This window comes from Candidatus Fermentibacter sp., from assembly GCA_030373045.1.
Lineage (GTDB): Bacteria > Fermentibacterota > Fermentibacteria > Fermentibacterales > Fermentibacteraceae > Fermentibacter.
Genome location: JAUCPW010000035.1, coordinates 1 through 16,753 on the forward strand (window position 1 = coordinate 1; position 16,753 = coordinate 16,753).

Below are 16,753 nucleotides of genomic sequence, written 5' to 3' on the forward strand. Positions count from 1 at the left end.
ACGACGTGGGAAAGACCGTGGTGGCCGTGCCGGTGGACCAGAGTTACGCACCCTCGGACATGGCGGCCATGGCGGCCCTGGGGGCCGCCAGGCCGGGAGACGGGGCCTGATGCCGGCGGGCAGTTCGTTCTACTCCGAGGAGGAGCTCGCCGGCCTCGGGCTCAGGTCCTTCGGGCACGACGTGAAGATCAGCCGGAAGGCCTCCCTCTACAACACCGGGCGCATCGAGATCGGCAGCCACGTCCGGATCGACGACTTCTGCGTGATCTCGGCCTGCAGCGACGGATGGGTGCGCATAGGCAGCTTCGTGCACATAGCCGCTCTGTGCCTGATCGAAGCCCCGGCCGGGCTGGAGATGAAGGATTTCTCGGGGCTGGCCGGGAGATGCACGGTTTACGGCGGCACCGACGACTACAGCGGGGAGCATCTCACGAATCCGTGCGTCCCGTGGGAGTACAGGAGCTGCGTCTGGGCGCCCGTGATCCTCGAGAAGCACGCGCTGGCCGGAGCCGGGGCGGTCATCCTCCCCGGAGTGACCATGGGCGAGTGCAGCGTGGCCGGGGCCATGTCCCTCGTGAACAGATCGATACCTCCTGGACAGATACATGCCGGGACCCCGGCGAGGTACATCAAGGACAGGAAGACCACACTGCTCGAACTCGAGGCCGATTTCAGGCGGAGGCAGGCCGGGGGCGGTTTCGGCTGCGAGGCCTGCCGGATGGAGGGCGTCTAGATGGCGCAGGAGACCTTCGTCCGCAGGGTGAGGATCACCGGCACGGGAAGCTACGCACCCGGCCGCGTGGTGACGAATGCCGAGCTGGCCGGGAGGGTGGACACCTCCGACGAGTGGGTGAAGTCGAGGCTCGGCATCGCCGAGAGGCGGATAGCCGCCCCGGGCGAGCGCACGTCCGACCTGGCCGTCGAGGCTGGCCGCAGGGCGCTGGAAAACGCCGGCGTGGAAGCCTCCGAGCTCGACATGATCATCGTCGCCACGGCCACGCCCGACAGGCTTGCACCCGCAACGGCCCCCAGGGTCCAGCACGCCCTCGGCGCGAAGAACGCAGCGGCGTTCGACGTGAACGCCGTGTGCGCAGGATTCATCTACGGCCTCACCGTGGGGGCGCAGTTCGTGGGCACGGGCATGTCCCACAAGGTGCTCGTGATCGGGGCCGACACCTTCTCGCGCATCACGGACTGGGGCAGGCGAGACTGCGTCTTCTTCGGCGACGGAGCCGGAGCCGCCGTGCTGTCGCACACGGGAGACGATGCGGGTTTCCTCTGTTCGCGCCTGTACGCCGACGGGTCGGGTTACGAGGCCTTCACCGTGCCCGCCGGCGGGTCGGAGACGCCTGCCTCGCCGGAGACCGTGTCCTCCGGCCTGCACTTCTACAGGATGGACGGGCACAAGGTGTACGAGACGGCGGTCGAGGTGATACCGCAGGCTCTCAGGAGCGTGCTGTCGGTATCCGGCCTCCTGCCCCGCGACGTGGACCATGTGATACCGCACCAGCCCAGCATCAGGATCCTCGAAGAGAGTGCCAGGCGCCTTGATATCCCGTTCGAGAGGTTCCACACCAACATGGATCGCTACGCGAACACATCCAGCGCGACGATTCCGCTCCTGCTCGACGAGGTGAACAGGAAGGGGCTGATCCTGCCCGGACAGATCGTGGGATTCGTTGCGGTAGGCGCAGGCTGGGCCTGGGGCGCCTCGATACTGAGATGGTGAACGCGAAGGAAGACGTCCTCTTCGTGGTGGCCGGCGGCTCGTCGGCCCTAGGGTCCGGGCTCTGCCGCGACCTCGCCGGCAGGGGATGCAGCGTGCTCGCCACCTACGGCTCCTCGCCGGGATCCGTTCCGGAGTCCGTCGAGGCCGTGAAGTGCGACGCGACGAACCAGGGAGAATGCGAGGCTCTGGCCTCGAAAGCCTTTTCGGCCTCCTCCAGGGTCGTGCTCGTCTATCTCCCCGGGATATCCGCCAGCGCGGTATGCCACAGGCAGACTCCGGAGGACTGGAGGAGGGTTCTGGAGGTCAACCTGACGGGGGCCTTCCTGGCTGCATCCGCCTTCCTCAGGAGGATGCGGCCCGCGGGTTACGGCAGGCTGATCTTCGCCGGATCGGTGGCCGGGAGGCTGGGCGCGGCGGGCACCTGCTCGTACAGCGCCTCGAAGGAGGGGCTCAGGGGCCTCTCCAGGGTCATAGCGGTCGAGAACGCCTCCCGCGGGATCACCTCGAACTGCCTGGAGATGGGCTACATGGACGCCGGGCTGAGCTACTCCATCCCCGACGAACCGAGGGAGAGGATCAGGCAGAGCATCCCCGCGGGGGGGTTCGGCGACCCGTCGCAGCTCGTGGAGGCCGTTCTCTTCCTCGAGAGGGCGTCCTACGTGAACGGGGCGGTGATCCCGGTAACCGGAGGGCTCTGATCCCCTACCTCCCGTATCTCCATCTCAGGAAGTACCGCTCCGCCTCCGGCACGGCCGTCGGGGGATGCTCCATGCAGCGGGCGACGAGCCTTCCATAGACGCCCCCGTCGTACACGCGGCAGGCCAGGTGGAAGTCCAGTATCCCTTCGGGGGCGAAGGACCGCTTGTAGTCGAAGATACCGTCGTCGCCGCCCGGGCCGCCGCCCAGCAGGAAGCTGCGGAACCCCGCGTCCCTCGCCCATCTGATGATCTCGTGCTTGAGCAGGTTGTTGGGCCTGAGTTCGAAGGAGTCCTCCCTCGTGCCGCCCAGGTATGAGTAGACCGCCGTTTTGGAGGCGAGCACCATTTCGGCCGAGACTGCCACGCCGCCTGCGAGGGCGTAGAACATCGTGCATCCGCTCCCCAGCCCTTCGGCCAGGGTGTCGTAGAAACCCTGCGGGAAGCGGAATCCCCCGTCCGCGCCCCTGCGGTCCATCGTCGTCGCGTAGATGGACAGGAAGTCGCCGAAGTGCGGCCCCAGAGGCTCCTCCCGGATGACCTCCACTCCGGACCGCAGGGCCTTGTTCACGTTCTTGCGGTTGTTGTGCCTGTAGCCCGTCCAGATCTCGTCGTCGGAACGCCCCAGGGCCACGACGACCTGCCTGTTCCCCTTGCGCAGATCGTAGTGTCGCGAAAGTGCGGCCTCCGAACCGAGGAGCGGGTTGAGGCGGATCAGCTCCGCAACTACGCCGGTCTTCGCGCAGTGGTCGCTGAATAGAGCCATGAAGTCGTCCAGCAGGCCCTCCCTGTCGCTGTCGCCGTAGATCCCGCCGTAGCCGTAGGCCGTCATGAGATCGCAGGAGCCCTCAGGTGCTCCGAGCCACGGGATGGCCGCCAGTCTGCGCCTGAAGTACGGGTGGAGCAGGATGCCCCGCTCGTCGCGGAGTACCGCGCATTCAGCCGAGGCTCCCGGCTCGAGGCCGGCGAAGGCGCGGTAGTATCCCGGGCCCGCGAACACGTCTCCGGCCTCGGGCGGAAGCAGACGCCACGCATCCTTCCATCCCTCGTCCCCGTTCCCGTAGACCTCGAATGCCATATGCACCTCCGGTGCCGGAACATCGCGAACCAGCGCCATGCAGGCCAGTTTGCGCCGTCGCGCCAGGATGCGTTAGCATTGAACGGGATCGTCGGATACGAGCCGGGATGGAACCGACATGACCAGACGCGCCAGATTGCTGGGAATCCTGCTGCCCGCGGCCGTATCCGCCGGGCTGCTCCTGCTCGTCTACAGGCGGGTCGATCCCGGTACGCTCCTGTCCGGCCTGGGTGAGGCCGATCCGGCCTGGGCAGTCATGTACGTGCTACTCTCTTCCATAGAGCCGATCCTGAGAGGGCTGCGGTGGTCGATGCTGGCGGGAACCGCCTCGCCAGGCACCGCCATTCGAGGGCTCTTCATCGCGAAGGCCGGCAACAATCTACTGCCCTTGAGGATGGGTGACGCCATGCGCGCCCAGTTCATCCGGGACAGGGCGGGCGTGCCCTACTCACGGTCCGTCGCCTCCATCCTGGCCGAATCGGTTCTCGACCTGTTCTTCCTCGGCGCGATAGTCCTCGTGTTCGGGGTGTTCCTCGCCTCGAGCAGGGGTCTCCTGCTGGCGGCCGCGATCCTCGTCGCCGTCCCCTTGCTGGCATTCCTGGCCATGAAGATCCCCGGCAGGCTGCCTCAAGGGATCAGGCGTTCCGCTCCTTGCGCCGTGCTCGGCAAGATCGCGGGGCACCTGAGATCCATGGCCGCCGGACCCCGCTGGAACGGTCTCCTGGTTTCGACCTCGGCCCTGTGGATCCTCACCCTGGCCACCTCCTACTGCGGCCTGAGGATGTTCCTGCCCGAGGTGCCCCTCCTGGGCGTGATCGCCACCATCGTGTTCGTCTACTTCTCCGTGCTGGTGCCCTCGGCCCCGGGTTTCATAGGCACCTACCACGCGGCGGTGGCGGGGAGCCTCGCCCTGATGGGCTACGACCTGTGCGACTTCCCCGCGGCGCCGGTCGCGATACACCTGCTCCAGTTCGTGCCCCAGACCCTGACGGGTCTCGCCCTGGGAGCCGGGTACATGTTCTCGAACGACTGGGGCAGGGCCTGGGAGGGGTTCGAGCACGCCAGGAAGAGCCTTCTCGACACCGGAGAACGCGCATGAGGGCCGTCGTCGTCGGAGGCGGGATCTCGGGGATCGCAGCCGCGTACTTCCTGCTGCGCGAATGCCGCGATCCGGACCTCGAGGTGCACCTGTTCGAGAAGAGGCCAGAACCCGGGGGGCTCTGCCGGACCGTGGGCATGGAGGGCGGGTTCGGGTTCGACTTCGGGCCGCACAACATCCACTCCGTCGATCCGTGGTTCAACTCCTTCATGGAGGATCTGCTGGGCGAGGAGTACCGGACGCGCGTCTACAAGCCCAGGGTCGTGTTCAGGGACAGCTTCATCCCCTACCCGATGAAGGGGCTGGACATACTGGGCGGGATATCGCCCCTCACCTCCGCCGCGTGCGCCGCGAGCTTCCTCTGGAGCAGGGTGGAGTCGCTCTTCCGCGAGTGGCGTGACGACAGCTTCGAGGACTTCATCCGCAACAGGTTCGGCAGGAAGCTCTACGACATCTACTTCGGCCCCTTCACCGAGAAGACCTGGGGAGTGCCCGGCAGCATGATCTCGGCAGACTTCGGCAGGCAGAGGATAGGCATCTTCACTCTCTGGGACCTCTTCAAGCGCACCTTCCTGGGCATGAAGCCCAGGGCGATGGAGGCCGAGGAGGATCCGTTCCTCAACTCCAGGTGCGTCTACCCGGACCATGGCAGCGGAACGGTCATCGAAGCCCTGCTCGGACCCTGCATCGCCGACCCGAGGTTCGCGATGCACGCGGGCGAACCGGTGACCGGGCTCCGTCCGGACGGGGCAGGGATGGCCGTGTCGGCGGCCTCCTCAGAGATGCACGCCGACCTGGTGTTCTCGAGCATCTCGCTCGAGGACCTGTCCTCCATGCTCGGGCTTCCCGACCCCGGCCTGGTATACATCTCCACCCGCTTCCTCCTCGTGACGCTCGAGCAGGAGAGCGTCTTCGGCACGACGCCCTGGGTCTACTTCGCCGACGACAGGACGTCGTTCAACAGGGTGAGCGAGCCCCGGAACATGAGCCCGCACATGGCCCCCGAGGGCAGGACTTCCCTGTGCATCGAGTTCACGACTACGGGTCGGGACACGATCGCATCGGCCCCGGGTGAGGATCTGCTCGACCGGGCGGTTTCCGGCCTCTCGGGGTATGGTCTGGTGTCTCCGGGTGCGGTGATGGACTGGCGGGTGGTGGACTGGGAGAACACCTATCCGCTCAGAACCATAGACTACAGGAGCGCGACCTCGAAGGCGCTCGCATCCCTCGAACCCTGCCGGAACCTCGTCACGCACGGCAGGCTGGGCCGGTTCGAGTACTTCAACATGGACCACTGCGTTTTGGACGCCCGCAAGACCGTAGCGGAGGCACTGGGCGGAATCTCCCGCGACGGGCGCGCCTGCCCGGGGACTGGCGCTTGAGCCGTTCCCCCGGCATCGAATCCGTCGCCTGGGCGGCCCTTGCCGCGGTTTTCCTGCTGCGGGTCGCGGTCCTGCTGTTCCAGGGCGCTCCCGGGAGCGAAGCCTGGGAGGGCAGGATCTCTTACACCGACACGCACTCCTACCTGCATGCAGCGGAGGAGCTCTCGGACGGGTCGCAGGCCGAACCGCTCTTCCGCACTCCCGGCTATCCGATCCTTCTGAATGCCACCGCCGATCTGGCCGGGCCCCGCTGGACCTGCACCATGATCCTGCAGCAGATCGCTGAACTGGCTACCGCTCTCGCAGTGGCCGCCATGGCGGCGCAGACCCTCGGGAGACAGCTCGGCGCAGTCTCCGGAGCGCTCTACATGTGCCTCCCCTCGGGGATCATCTACTCGTCGTACATGATCCCCGACGTCCACGTCTCGATGCTGACAGCCCTCTCGGGCCTTCTCTGGCTGCGGATACACCGCGGGGGCACCATCCCCGGGGCGGCCGTGGCCGGGCTTGGGGGCGGCCTCTGCATGGCGGCCGGGCTGATGCTGAAGCCTGTGGTACTGTACTCACCGGTGATCTATGCTGCGCTGACCGCCGTCCCCGGGCCGGGCAGGGCAAGGAGGGCGGTGTTCGCGGCTGCTCTCGCGGTCCCGCTGGCCGCATCCTACCTCCTCCTGAGGACCCACAACGAGAACTCCTTCGGCCTGCCGGGCATGACGACCCAGGACGCGCTCGAGCCCATGGGCAGGATGGTCCAGATCGCCGACTACAGGGGGCTTGGTGTAGGCGGCGGCACGTTCTGGATGTACAGGGACAGCCTGGAGGCTCTCTGCACGGTGGATGGAGTCATGGACTACGCCATGAGGGACAGCGTGTTCCGGGCTGCCGCGAGGGATGCGGTGCTGTCGAATCCCCTGAGGGTGGCCTGGTTCGAACTCAGCCGCTGGCCCAAGTTCTTCGTGAACCTCGACGCGCACAGACCCTACCTCGGACTGACTCCGCCAGACCGCAAGCCGCTTCTCTACGCCGGCCTAACGACGATCCTGCAGTTCCCCCTGCTGATCGCCCTGGTGTCGGCGCTGCCGTCCCGCAGGGTGCGCGCGGAACTCGGAGGCATCTTCTGGCTGGGCCTCGCCTGGTTTCTCTATTCGGTGCCGGTGATCGGACCCATAGCGTCCTTCAGGTACGGCCTGATGTTCTACTGGGCGCTCGTGCCGTTCGTCCCCGCGGCGGCCTCGGTCCTACTGCGCAGGAGGAGGCAGAGGGAGGACATCCCCGTCGCGCAGAGCACCGGGAGGAAGGTCAGCCCGTAGCGGGGGCCGGCCAGCGGCCCGTGGACGAGCGACATCACTGCCATCCAGGCTGCCGTCAGCGCGAGCAGGGGGCCCAGCTCCCTCCTGACCCTTCTCACGATCAATCCCGCCGCGAACCCGGCCGGGAGGGAGAGGATGAGCAGAGCGGAGGCGGCCTTGAGCGGGAAGGCGAGCGGGCTGTCCGGAGGGAGCCCGAGATATCGCAGGGTGCTCCCGATCCCTGTGGAGAAGAACCGCGGCCAGCTCACGGCATGCGGGACGAGAACCTCTGCAGGATGGGCCGAGAACTCTGAGAGCGCCATATCCCTGTAGATCCTGCCGCGCAGGGCGTAATCCGGCTCCCCGTCGACGGTCGAGACGGCCTCGACGCTGTCCTTCACATCGGTCACGAACTCGAGCTGGGTGGCCCTGCCCGTGAGGACCCAGATCCTTCCTGCCTGCTCGTATCCATCCTGCGCAGAGATCGCGTCGAGACCGAATGCATCCCGGTTGTGGGCGCGCCACAGCAGCGGCCCGGCCTGCGAGGCGGCGAGCACGGCCAGGGCGGCCAGGATCCGGGCATGCAGCGCCCCCGATCTCGAGAAGAGCGCCAGGATGATGTAGACGGCAGGGGCGAACAGGAGGACCGGCTTGATCAATGCGCCGGTCGAGAGGAGCAGCCCGATCGCGGAGTACCTCGCGATCAGGCTTCCGGTTCTCTCCGCCCCGTGTGTATGCAGCCAGATGAGGCAGGTGGAAGCAGAAACGAGGGCCAGCAGGGTGTCGGGCAGTATCCGCGAGGAGGCCACGGAGGAGGCCGGCAGCAGAAGGTAGACGGCCGAGGCGGCCCACCAGCGGGTGCAGCCGGCACGCTTCGCCATGAGTCCGATCAGCACTGCGGTCGTGATGTCCGCGATCTGCTGGATTGCGACCACAGGGATCGGCGAGCCGGACACGGACCCGGATGCGATGAGGATGACGGGATAGCCCGGAGTCCTCGTCGATGCGCTGTCCTGCACACCGTCGGAGAGGTCCCCGGCAAGGGCGATGTAGCCGTGCGAATCGGGCTCGATCGTCCATGACTGCCAGACTCCGGGATTCCATGGCTCCCCGGCCGAGAGGAGAACCGCAGCCCGCACCGCCAAGGCTGACACTATCAGGATAACTGTGGCGGAGCGCCCGGCTGTCAGGTCTTCCCCCGTTCCCAGATCGCCTTCCTGAGCGCGGCGCACCTGGCGTAGGCACCGAAGCTCATGAACGTGAAGGTGCCCCTCTTCAGGAGGGTATCTCCACCGAGGCTCACTATCAGCAGCGAGACCACCCCCAGGAATGCGACGAAGCCTATGTCGCCGGCGAGGTCGCCCGTGAACTTCAGGTCGAGGCCCCTGAGACAGGCGATGATGAGCAACGCATAGAGCACGGTTCCGACCAGCCCGGTCTCGAAGAGCAGCAGAGCCCATCCGCTGTGTGTGGAGAGCGTGTATCCGAGCATGCCCGTCCTCGACTGCCTGTAGGAGTACCACGAGCCGACCCCCCAGCCGAAGACGGGCTTCTCGACGAATCCCTCGAGCGCGATGCGGATGTTCTCGAGCCTCATCCCGGCATCCGGGTTCTGCTGGAGAGTGCCCGTCCTCGCGGCCAGCGAGAGCTGCTGGATGCGGTCCACCATCCTCTCTGTCTGCTCGTTCTCGGGCAGCATCGTGAACACCAGCGCCCCTGTCGCGAAGAGGGCCAGGGCCCACCAGACCTTCCGCCTGTACAGCGCGAGCACGGCTACATAGGCTGCCGCGGGGGTCCTCGCCCCGGTGATGAAAGTGGCCACCGTGACGAAGACGATCCCGGCGAGGCTGGCCACCCGGTCCCTGATGCGGGGCGCCGAGTGGAGGAACATCAGGAGGATCGGGAGGAGCAGCAGGCCGCTGCCCGCAGGCTCCTGGTAGTGGGGGACGGGGCCGAAGACGGTCCTCCCGCTCATGAAGGGCACCCAGCGGGGGGTGTAGGCAAGGATGTTGGAGAGCAGCCCGAGACCCGTCACGATGAGGAGCCACTTCACCTGCCTGTCCGTGCCGGAGAGCAGGAACGCCGTGCAAAGCAGGAAGAAGACGAAATTCCCGGCGTTCTCGAAGGAGGTCTTGAACGAGGGATCGGAGCTCAGTACCAGGTTGGAAACGACGAGGTAGACGGCCATCAGGGCGGCCGGGGCGAGTATCCGGGAGGCCCTGAGCCATGCGACGGCCGTGGAGACGGTCCTCCAGGAGACCGCCAGCAGCAGAAGGGCCAGTACCGAACGCATCCCCGACCCCAGCAGGGGGACTTCGAGCTGTAGCCCTCCCATCGTCATGAACATCAGGGCATAGAACAGGATCAGCCGCGAGCGGGCCGAGACCACCGAAGTCAGGGCGAGCAGGACCCCTGCGGCCGTGAGCGCGTATGTGAGGAGCTCGGACAATCCCGTCAGCCCGGGGGAGCCGGTTCCAGGCGCGACATCAGGATCGAGGCGACGGTGGCCGAGACGTCACGCGCCATGTATTCCGGAGGCGGTGTCCAGGACGGCTTCCTCGACAGCGCCGCATGAACGCACCTCGAGACGTTGCCGGGCTCGACGCCGGCCAGGATGTTGCTGCCGCACTCCACCGTCTCGGGCCTTTCGGTGACGTCCCTCAGGGTGACGTTGGGCACGTGCAGGATGCAGCACTCCTCCTGGACGGTTCCGCTGTCCGAGAGCACGCACCGCGCGTTCTTCTCGAGCTTCACGAAGTCGAACAGCCCGAAGGGGTCCATCAGGCTTATGCCCGAGTCCGCGGGGAGCCCGCCCATGGCGGCCAGCCTGTCACGCGTGCGGGGATGGGTGCTGACGATCACTGGCAGCCCGTGCTCGCGCCCGACCCTGGAGAGCGACTCGAACAGGCTCGCGAGCCTGGGTTCCGGATCGACGTTCTCGGCCCTGTGCGCCGTCACGAGGAAGTATCCGCCGGGTTCGAGGCCCAGCCTGTCGAGGATGCCGGAGGAGTCGATGGCGTCCGTGTTGCGTTCGAGGACCTCGAGGATCGGGTTCCCCGTGACGAGAATCCTGGCGGAGCGGTACCCCTCCCTCAGGAGGTTGGCCCTGCTCCTCTCGGTATACGGCATCAGAACGTCGCTGCAGGAGTCGACTATGCGCCGGTTGACCTCCTCTGGCACCCTGTCGTCGAAGCAGCGGTTCCCGGCCTCCATGTGGAAGACGGGTATGCCCGCCCGCTTGGCGATGATCACCGAAAGGGCGCTGTTCGTGTCGCCGAGGACGAGAACCCTGTCGGGCCTCTCCTCCCTGAAGACCCGTTCGCAGCCCTCGAGGATGCCCGCGAGCTGCCTTCCCGGGCTCGACGTGTCCACGCCGAGGAATGCGTCCGGCCTCCTGACCCCCAGTTCGGAGAAGAAGACGTCCGAGAGGGCCGGATCGCTGTTCTGCCCGGTGTGCACCACCCTGTGGTCGCAGAGGCCGTCGAGCCTCCCGATCACGATCGAGAGGCGGATGATCTCGGGCCGCGTGCCGAGAACGGTTACCAGCTTCATCTCAGCAGCTCCCCGCCCGCTCCGTCGACCATGTCCGGCATGAGCGAGTTGCGCGACAGCAGCTCGCACAGCGCCTCAGGCCCGATGAGCGACCCGGCCGAGCTGTACTCGCCGCCGATGGGCTCGCCGGCCCGCGAGGTCCCGCGGACCTCGGGCAGGATGGAGCCGATGGCGTAGAACCCGTCGCCGGTGGCGAACGTCCTGAACGCCTCCTCCTCCGAGACGAGGATCTCGTGGATCTTCTCTCCCGGCCTGATCCCCGTGATCACGGTGGCTATGTCCCTGCCGCCGATGAGCGCCCCGGCCAGGTCGGTCATGCGTGCGGACGGGGCCCTGGGGATCCAGGTCTCGCCCGGGAGGGCGTCCCTCACCGCGGCGAAGACAGTGTCGACCGCGTCGTCCAGGCTCAGCAGGAACCGTGTCATGTCGCGGGTGGTGATCGTGACGGGCCCGCCTGCCCTGATCTGGTCGAGGAACAGCGGTATGACCGAACCCCTCGAGGCCAGGACGTTCCCGTAGCGCACGCAGACGAACCTCGTCCGGGGGCAGCGCATGTTGCCCTGCTGGAAGACGCGCTCCTGCAGCGCCTTGGTCATGCCCATGACGTTGACCGGCTTGCAGGCCTTGTCCGTCGAGATCCCCACGACCGTCTCGACCGGCAGCCCCAGCTCCTGGATGGCGCGGATGATGTTCTCGGGACCCTGGACGTTGGTCCTGACAGCCTCGAACGGGAAGTACTCGCACGTGGGCACCTGCTTGAGAGCCGCGGCGTTGAACACGACGTCCACGCCCTGGAGGACGGCCGCAACCGAATGGTAGTCCCTCACGTCGCCTATCCTGAACTCCAGCAGGCGCTTCGAATTATCGTAGATGATCTCGTCAGTGGCGGCCCTGGCATGCGCGTAGTCCATCCGCATGAAGTGCTGCTTGGCCTCGTCGCGCGAGAAGACCACCACCGCGGAGGGGGTGCCCATCTCGCCCGAGAGGAGCCTCCTGACAAGGACCTGCCCCAGCGATCCGGTGCCTCCGGTTACCAGGAGCCTCTTTCCTTCGAGACAGCTCATCCCCGGGTTCTCCATTCGTCGTAGCGCCCCAGGTCGTCCCCGAGCGCGGAAATCATGCCATCCAGAGGCGGGATGGCGATCCCTGCCGCCTCTGCAAATTTGTCGGAGCAGAGGCTGCGGTCCTCCACGGGCTCGTCGACGGGCGTGACCTCGATCCCGAGGCCGAGAGCGGCGTCGATCCGCCTGAGGAGGTCGTACTTCGACACCGGTTCGGATGCCACGTGGAACAGCCCCTCCGCCGGCGATCCCCTGCGGATCACCTCGGCGACGACCCTGGAGAGCCCCTCCGTGGTCAGCCCGCTCCACACGGCCCTTCTGTATCCCCTGACCGACCCGCCCCTCCTCGAAAGGAACCATTCCAGGAGCCCGGTGGTCCTCGCCAGCTCCCTTCCGATTATGGAGGTCCGAAGGGTCAGGCAGCCTTCCGAGACCGGCTCGCCCAGCGCCTTCGACCTGCCGTACAGGTCCGTGGCGTCGGGGGTGTCGTCCTCGCGGTAGCTTCCCGCCGAACCGGAGAAGACGCAGTCGGTGCCGATGTGGATCAGCCTGGCGCGAAGTCTCCTGCATGCGGCGGCCAGCCTGTGCGGGAAGAGCGAGTTGACCTCGATGGAGACCACCGGATCCGAACCCTCGGGGAGCTGCCTGACGATGCCTATGCAGTTCACCACGACCGTGGGGGAGTATGAGGCGATGCAGGCCTCCACTGTCGCGAACCTGCGGGCGTCGACCCCTCCGATGACCGATCCGGGCCGGAGGCGCCCGAAGAAGCCCTCTGGCGACGGAGGGATGCCCCCCCTCACGGTGCCGGCGGTCACGAAGCTCCCGGACAGGACTTCCAGCATCCTGTGGCCGAGCATCCCGCTGCCTCCGAGGACCAGCACCCTCTCCGCGGAATCCGACACGCCGTGACTGCCTTCCGATGGGGCCGACGGGCGGCCGCCGCTCCCGGAGCGTCCGGGTCGGCCGGTCTTTCGACCCAGCCGAAATTATATTGCCGTGCTGTTACTTTGCATACGGCCCAGCCACGGAGGCGCAACAGCTTGGCCGGAAAGAGGCTCTTCGCCGCTTCGTTCGCATATCCCCCGCTCGCGGCCGCCATGTCGGTCGTTGCGTGGAGGCTCCTCCGGCATTGCGGCCGGGATTTCACCGTGGTGACCGGGGATGACGACAGGCCCGGAGACCCGGGGCTCGCGCCCCTGGCCTCCTCCGGAGCCCTCGGAGTCCGTCCGGTGCGGTTCCGCGAGTCCGCCGCCCATGTCCTGGCCAGGCGCGTGACCTACCACACGCCGCTCTACCAGCTCCTCCAGATCCCCGACATCTACAGGCCGTGGGCCGCCCCCGCGGCGGGGGAACTGCTCGCGATGCACCCGGAGGCCGGAGACGTGCTCGTCACCTTCGCCTCCCCGATGAGCGTCCACCTGGCCGGCCTCGAGGCGGTCCGCGCGGTTCCTGGCCTGCGCTGGGCCGCATACTTCGGCGATCCCTGGGTGACGAACCCGATGATCAGGAGGATTGCTCCGGCCCGCATCCTCCATGCCCGTCTCGAGCGCAGGGTGGTGGAGGCTGCCGACATGCTGGTCTTCCCCTGCACCGAGATGAGGGACCTCACCCTGTCCGGATACCCGTCCTCGATCTCCGACAAGGCCAGGGTGGTCTCGCACGGCTACGAGGAGGCGCTGTATCCCGCTGCGGTGCCGCCCCGTGACGGGAAGCCGTTCATCGTGAGGCACCTCGGGAGCCTCTACGGCTCGCGGAGCCCGTCGGACCTCATCTCGGCCCTTGCGCTCATCGGTGACGGATCCCCCTCCCTGCTCGACACCCTGAGGTTCGAGTTCTACGGGCATTCCGCATCGGGAGGGGAGATCTCCGCGCTGCCTCCCGGGCTCGTGACGTTCCACCCCCAGGTCCCGTACCTGGAGAGCCTGGCCCTGATGTCCTCGGCCGACGCCCTGCTCGTCATAACGCCCTCCGAGGAGGAGTCGGGCGCCTTCCTGCCGTCGAAGCTCGTGGACTATGCCGGAGCGGGTCGCCCGGTGATCGGCATCTGCAGGCCCGGCGCCTGCGAGCGTCTGGTCGGGGGGCTGGGGGGATGGGTCTGCGGGACCGGGTCTCCCAGGTCGGTGGCCGACGGCCTCGCCTCGCTGACGAGGCACCTGGAATCGGCCGGGAACAGGAGGAATCCCTGGGGAGATCCCGCCGTCAGGGCGTCCCTGAGAGCGGAGGAGACCGGCAGGGTCTTCGGCGGCTTCCTGGAGGAGCTCTCGTGAAGAGGAAGGGGCACGCGGGGGATTCTCCGGGCGCGCCGGGGGGGGCGCCGCACAGGCATGTCGCCGTGACCTTCACGGGCAACGTGATCGCGTTCATCGCCGCGATGGCGGGGGGCATGATCACCGCCCGCGTGCTCGGCCCGGCCGGGAGGGGCACGTTCGCCCTCCTCCACACCACGCCCGACCTGATAGTGAGCTTCGTCCTCCTGGGCATCATCCAGACCAACGTCTGCTTCGTCTCGAACGGCATGCTGCCCGCAGGGAGGGCGCTCGCCGTCTCGGCCCGGGCGGCGCTGCTACAGACTCTGGCCGGGCTCGCCGTGTTCGCGGTGTTCGTGCTGGGCTTCCGCGGCCAGTTCTTCGGGGATTCCAGCGGACGGATGATCCTCCTCGCAGCCGCCCTCGTCCCCCTGGGCATCCTCCAGGCCCACTGGTCGTCGATCATGAGCGCGCTCAGGCTCTTCGGCCGCCTGGCCGTGATCCGCGCCCTTGCGCCGGTGCTGCTCGCGGCCCTGTACGCCATCCTCCTGGTGTGGCTGGGGCTGGGCGTCGGAGGCGGGATCGCGGCGGTGGTGGCCTCCACCCTGATCGTCACCGCCCTGATGCTTCTGGCGATCCGCCAGCAGCGTGACCCGGACGGAGCTTCGGGAGGGGATGGCGGCGCCCTCTGCGAAGGGTTCTGGAAGAGGTACCTGTCGTACGGGATCAAGCTGCACGCATCGGCCCTGGTCTGGTACCTGATAATCCGGATCGACATCTACATGATCAAGTCGATCCTGGACATCGAGTCCGTGGGATTCTACTCGCTGGCCTCGAGCCTGGCGGAGAAGCTGTGGCTGGTGTCGGCATCAGCCAACACGGTTCTCCTGCCATCGCTGGCCGCCGTGGCCGACCCCGTCGAAAGGGCGCGGCTGGCTGCGAAGGCCGCGCGCCAGCTCACCGTCGTCCTCCTCCCCTTCTTCCTGCTGGGCGCGGTGCTGGGCAGGCCGCTGGTCGTGCTCCTCTACGGGGCCGAGTTCGAGCCGGCGACTCTCCCCTTCATCATCCTCCTGGGCTCTACCCTAATGCAGGCGCACAGGTCGATGACGGCGAGCTTCTTCGAGAGTTCGAACCTGGCGCTGGTGAACGTGGCGACCCGCATCGCTGCCTTCGCGCTCAAGGTGGCGCTCAACCTGCTGCTGATCCCCGCCCTGCTGATGGAGGGCGCCGCCCTTGCCAGCCTGGCGGCCTATTCGTTCGAATGGCTGATCGGCACCGGCGTCTTCCTGCGCCGCACGGGCCTGCGCTGGCGCGAGGCGATACCCGGGCCGGGCGATCTCGCCGCGGTGCGAACGAAGACGGGCGACCTGCTGGGTGCGGTTCTGCCCTGGCCGAGGAGGCCGGGAGCGTGAAGCCCTCCTGGTGCTTCACGGGCGGAGGGGCCCGCGCCCTGGCCGGCCTCCCCGACGGAGGTTCCGAACGGCAGGTCGCGATCCTCTCGGCCGAGCTCGCGAGGCGCGGACATCCCGTGACCATCCTCGTCCCGGGCCCCGCGGAAGAGGGAACCGTCTCGGGTGTCGGGATCGTACGGGGCTGGGAGGCCGAGTCGGCCTGGCCGCGGGGGCTGAGGTTCTGGGCCGGCAGGCTGCCCTCCCTCAAGCGCGCCTTGCGGAAGCTCGATCCCGGAATCGTCTACACGAGGGGTTTTTCCGTCTTCGCGCCTTCGGTTGCAGGCGCCGCCCGAAGGCTCGGGGCGCCCTACCTCGCCGCCCTGGCCTGCGATGACGATCTCAGGACGAGTCCCTCCGGCGGGCCATCGGGCGCCGTCGGCAGGGCAGGGTACGGCCGGATCGCGAGAGCTGCATTCGTGCGCCTGGCCCTGCGCCGGGCCTCGATGGTGCTCTCCCAGCACTCGGGCCAGCTCGCGGAGTGCCGGAGGATGGGGCTCGCGTCGGAGGTCGTCAGGAACGCCTTCGTCCCCTTCGAGAAGCCCGCGGAGCGCCCCGGGGTCTTCGATGCGTGCTGGATAGGGCATGTCTCGGTCTTCAAGGGGTTCGACAGGCTGGTCGAGCTGCTCTCGAGGGTTGCGGACCGGCGCCTCAGGGTGGCCGTGGCGGGTGCGGTGCAGGACCGCGCGTGCCGCGGTCTGCTCGAGAAGGCGCGGGAATCCGGGCTGATCGAGTACCTTGGGGAGATCCCCCACGCGGAGGCTCTCTCGGTGGTGGCATCCTCCAGGTTGCTGGTCAACACCTCGCCCTCGGAGGGCTTCTCCAACGCCTTCCTCGAGGCATGGTACCTCGGGAGGCCCGTGCTCAGCCTCGAGTCCGACCCCGACGGCCTCCTGTCGGGCGCCGCCCCCCTGGGGATCTGCGCCCGGGGCCGCATGGAAGCGATGGAGGACGGGCTCCGCAGGCTTCTCTCGGATGGAGGAGCCAGGCGTGACATGGGCGAGGCCGGGCGCAGGCGCGTCGAAGCGCACCACCTCGCCGGCCCGGTGGTCGATTCGCTGCTGGAGGCGGCAGGGCGGGCGTCGGGCGGCTAGGCCCGGCCGGCGCGCAGGATGCCCCAGCCCCTGGGGGGGCTGTCTCTTATACACATCTCCGAGCCCACGAGACAGCG

General features: G+C 67.6%; 15 protein-coding genes. 9 read left to right on the forward strand and 6 right to left on the reverse strand.

Features of this window, described 5'->3' with window-relative positions:
- The first annotated feature begins 109 nt into the window (after positions 1–109).
- The 3 genes from QUS11_06710 to QUS11_06720 are packed head-to-tail and all read left to right on the forward strand — an operon-like array spanning position 110 to position 2,427.
- The gene (locus tag QUS11_06710) at positions 110–733 is read left to right on the forward strand and encodes an acyltransferase (protein ID MDM7992989.1); all 624 of its coding nucleotides are present in this window, start codon (positions 110–112) and stop codon (positions 731–733) included.
- Entirely contained in the window at positions 734–1,729 is a 996-nt protein-coding gene (locus tag QUS11_06715; protein MDM7992990.1) for a beta-ketoacyl-ACP synthase III, read from the forward strand.
- Positions 1,726–2,427 carry an SDR family oxidoreductase gene (locus QUS11_06720; protein ID MDM7992991.1) on the forward strand — a complete coding sequence of 234 codons (702 nt, stop codon included), beginning with the start codon at positions 1,726–1,728 and terminating at the stop codon, positions 2,425–2,427. Before QUS11_06715 ends, QUS11_06720 begins: the two co-directional genes overlap by 4 nt.
- Positions 2,428–2,431: 4 nt before the next feature.
- On the opposite strand, the gene QUS11_06725 is transcribed toward QUS11_06720, so the two are convergent.
- Positions 2,432–3,502, reverse strand: a complete 1,071-nt coding sequence (locus QUS11_06725; protein ID MDM7992992.1) for a GNAT family N-acetyltransferase — start codon at positions 3,500–3,502, stop codon at positions 2,432–2,434.
- A gap of 118 nt (positions 3,503–3,620) precedes the next feature.
- Here QUS11_06725 and QUS11_06730 point away from each other — a divergent pair, with 118 nt between their 5' ends.
- From QUS11_06730 to QUS11_06740, 3 genes are read left to right on the forward strand one after another with little or no spacing between them, the layout of a single operon-like run.
- Complete coding sequence (locus QUS11_06730) at positions 3,621–4,601, forward strand: lysylphosphatidylglycerol synthase transmembrane domain-containing protein (protein MDM7992993.1); 981 nt, start codon at positions 3,621–3,623, stop codon at positions 4,599–4,601.
- On the forward strand, positions 4,598–5,983 hold the full coding sequence (locus QUS11_06735; GenBank protein MDM7992994.1) for an oleate hydratase: 1,386 nt from the start codon (positions 4,598–4,600) through the stop codon (positions 5,981–5,983). The genes QUS11_06730 and QUS11_06735 overlap by 4 nt, the downstream gene beginning before the upstream one ends.
- On the forward strand, positions 5,980–7,293 hold the full coding sequence (locus tag QUS11_06740; GenBank protein ID MDM7992995.1) for a hypothetical protein: 1,314 nt from the start codon (positions 5,980–5,982) through the stop codon (positions 7,291–7,293). The genes QUS11_06735 and QUS11_06740 overlap by 4 nt, the downstream gene beginning before the upstream one ends.
- On the opposite strand, the gene QUS11_06745 is transcribed toward QUS11_06740, so the two are convergent.
- From QUS11_06745 to QUS11_06765, 5 genes are read right to left on the reverse strand one after another with little or no spacing between them, the layout of a single operon-like run.
- A complete protein-coding gene (locus tag QUS11_06745) occupies positions 7,179–8,417 on the reverse strand; it encodes a hypothetical protein (protein MDM7992996.1) in 1,239 nt (412 codons plus the stop codon). The two genes, QUS11_06740 and QUS11_06745, sit on opposite strands and share 115 nt — an antisense overlap.
- A gap of 41 nt (positions 8,418–8,458) precedes the next feature.
- Positions 8,459–9,721, reverse strand: a complete 1,263-nt coding sequence (locus tag QUS11_06750; protein MDM7992997.1) for an O-antigen ligase family protein — start codon at positions 9,719–9,721, stop codon at positions 8,459–8,461.
- A 5-nt stretch (positions 9,722–9,726) separates the two neighbouring features.
- Positions 9,727–10,824, reverse strand: coding sequence for a UDP-N-acetylglucosamine 2-epimerase (non-hydrolyzing) (wecB, locus tag QUS11_06755; GenBank protein ID MDM7992998.1), 1,098 nt, complete (start codon positions 10,822–10,824; stop codon positions 9,727–9,729).
- Complete coding sequence (locus tag QUS11_06760) at positions 10,821–11,888, reverse strand: polysaccharide biosynthesis protein (GenBank protein MDM7992999.1); 1,068 nt, start codon at positions 11,886–11,888, stop codon at positions 10,821–10,823. The genes wecB and QUS11_06760 overlap by 4 nt, the downstream gene beginning before the upstream one ends.
- On the reverse strand, positions 11,885–12,790 hold the full coding sequence (locus QUS11_06765) for an SDR family oxidoreductase (protein ID MDM7993000.1): 906 nt from the start codon (positions 12,788–12,790) through the stop codon (positions 11,885–11,887). Before QUS11_06765 ends, QUS11_06760 begins: the two co-directional genes overlap by 4 nt.
- 138 nt (positions 12,791–12,928) lie before the next feature.
- Here QUS11_06765 and QUS11_06770 point away from each other — a divergent pair, with 138 nt between their 5' ends.
- The 3 genes from QUS11_06770 to QUS11_06780 are packed head-to-tail and all read left to right on the forward strand — an operon-like array spanning position 12,929 to position 16,676.
- Positions 12,929–14,155, forward strand: coding sequence for a hypothetical protein (locus QUS11_06770; GenBank protein ID MDM7993001.1), 1,227 nt, complete (start codon positions 12,929–12,931; stop codon positions 14,153–14,155).
- Positions 14,152–15,546, forward strand: a complete 1,395-nt coding sequence (locus tag QUS11_06775) for an oligosaccharide flippase family protein (protein MDM7993002.1) — start codon at positions 14,152–14,154, stop codon at positions 15,544–15,546. Before QUS11_06770 ends, QUS11_06775 begins: the two co-directional genes overlap by 4 nt.
- A complete protein-coding gene (locus QUS11_06780; GenBank protein MDM7993003.1) occupies positions 15,543–16,676 on the forward strand; it encodes a glycosyltransferase family 4 protein in 1,134 nt (377 codons plus the stop codon). The genes QUS11_06775 and QUS11_06780 overlap by 4 nt, the downstream gene beginning before the upstream one ends.
- The last annotated feature ends 77 nt before the right edge of the window (positions 16,677–16,753 follow it).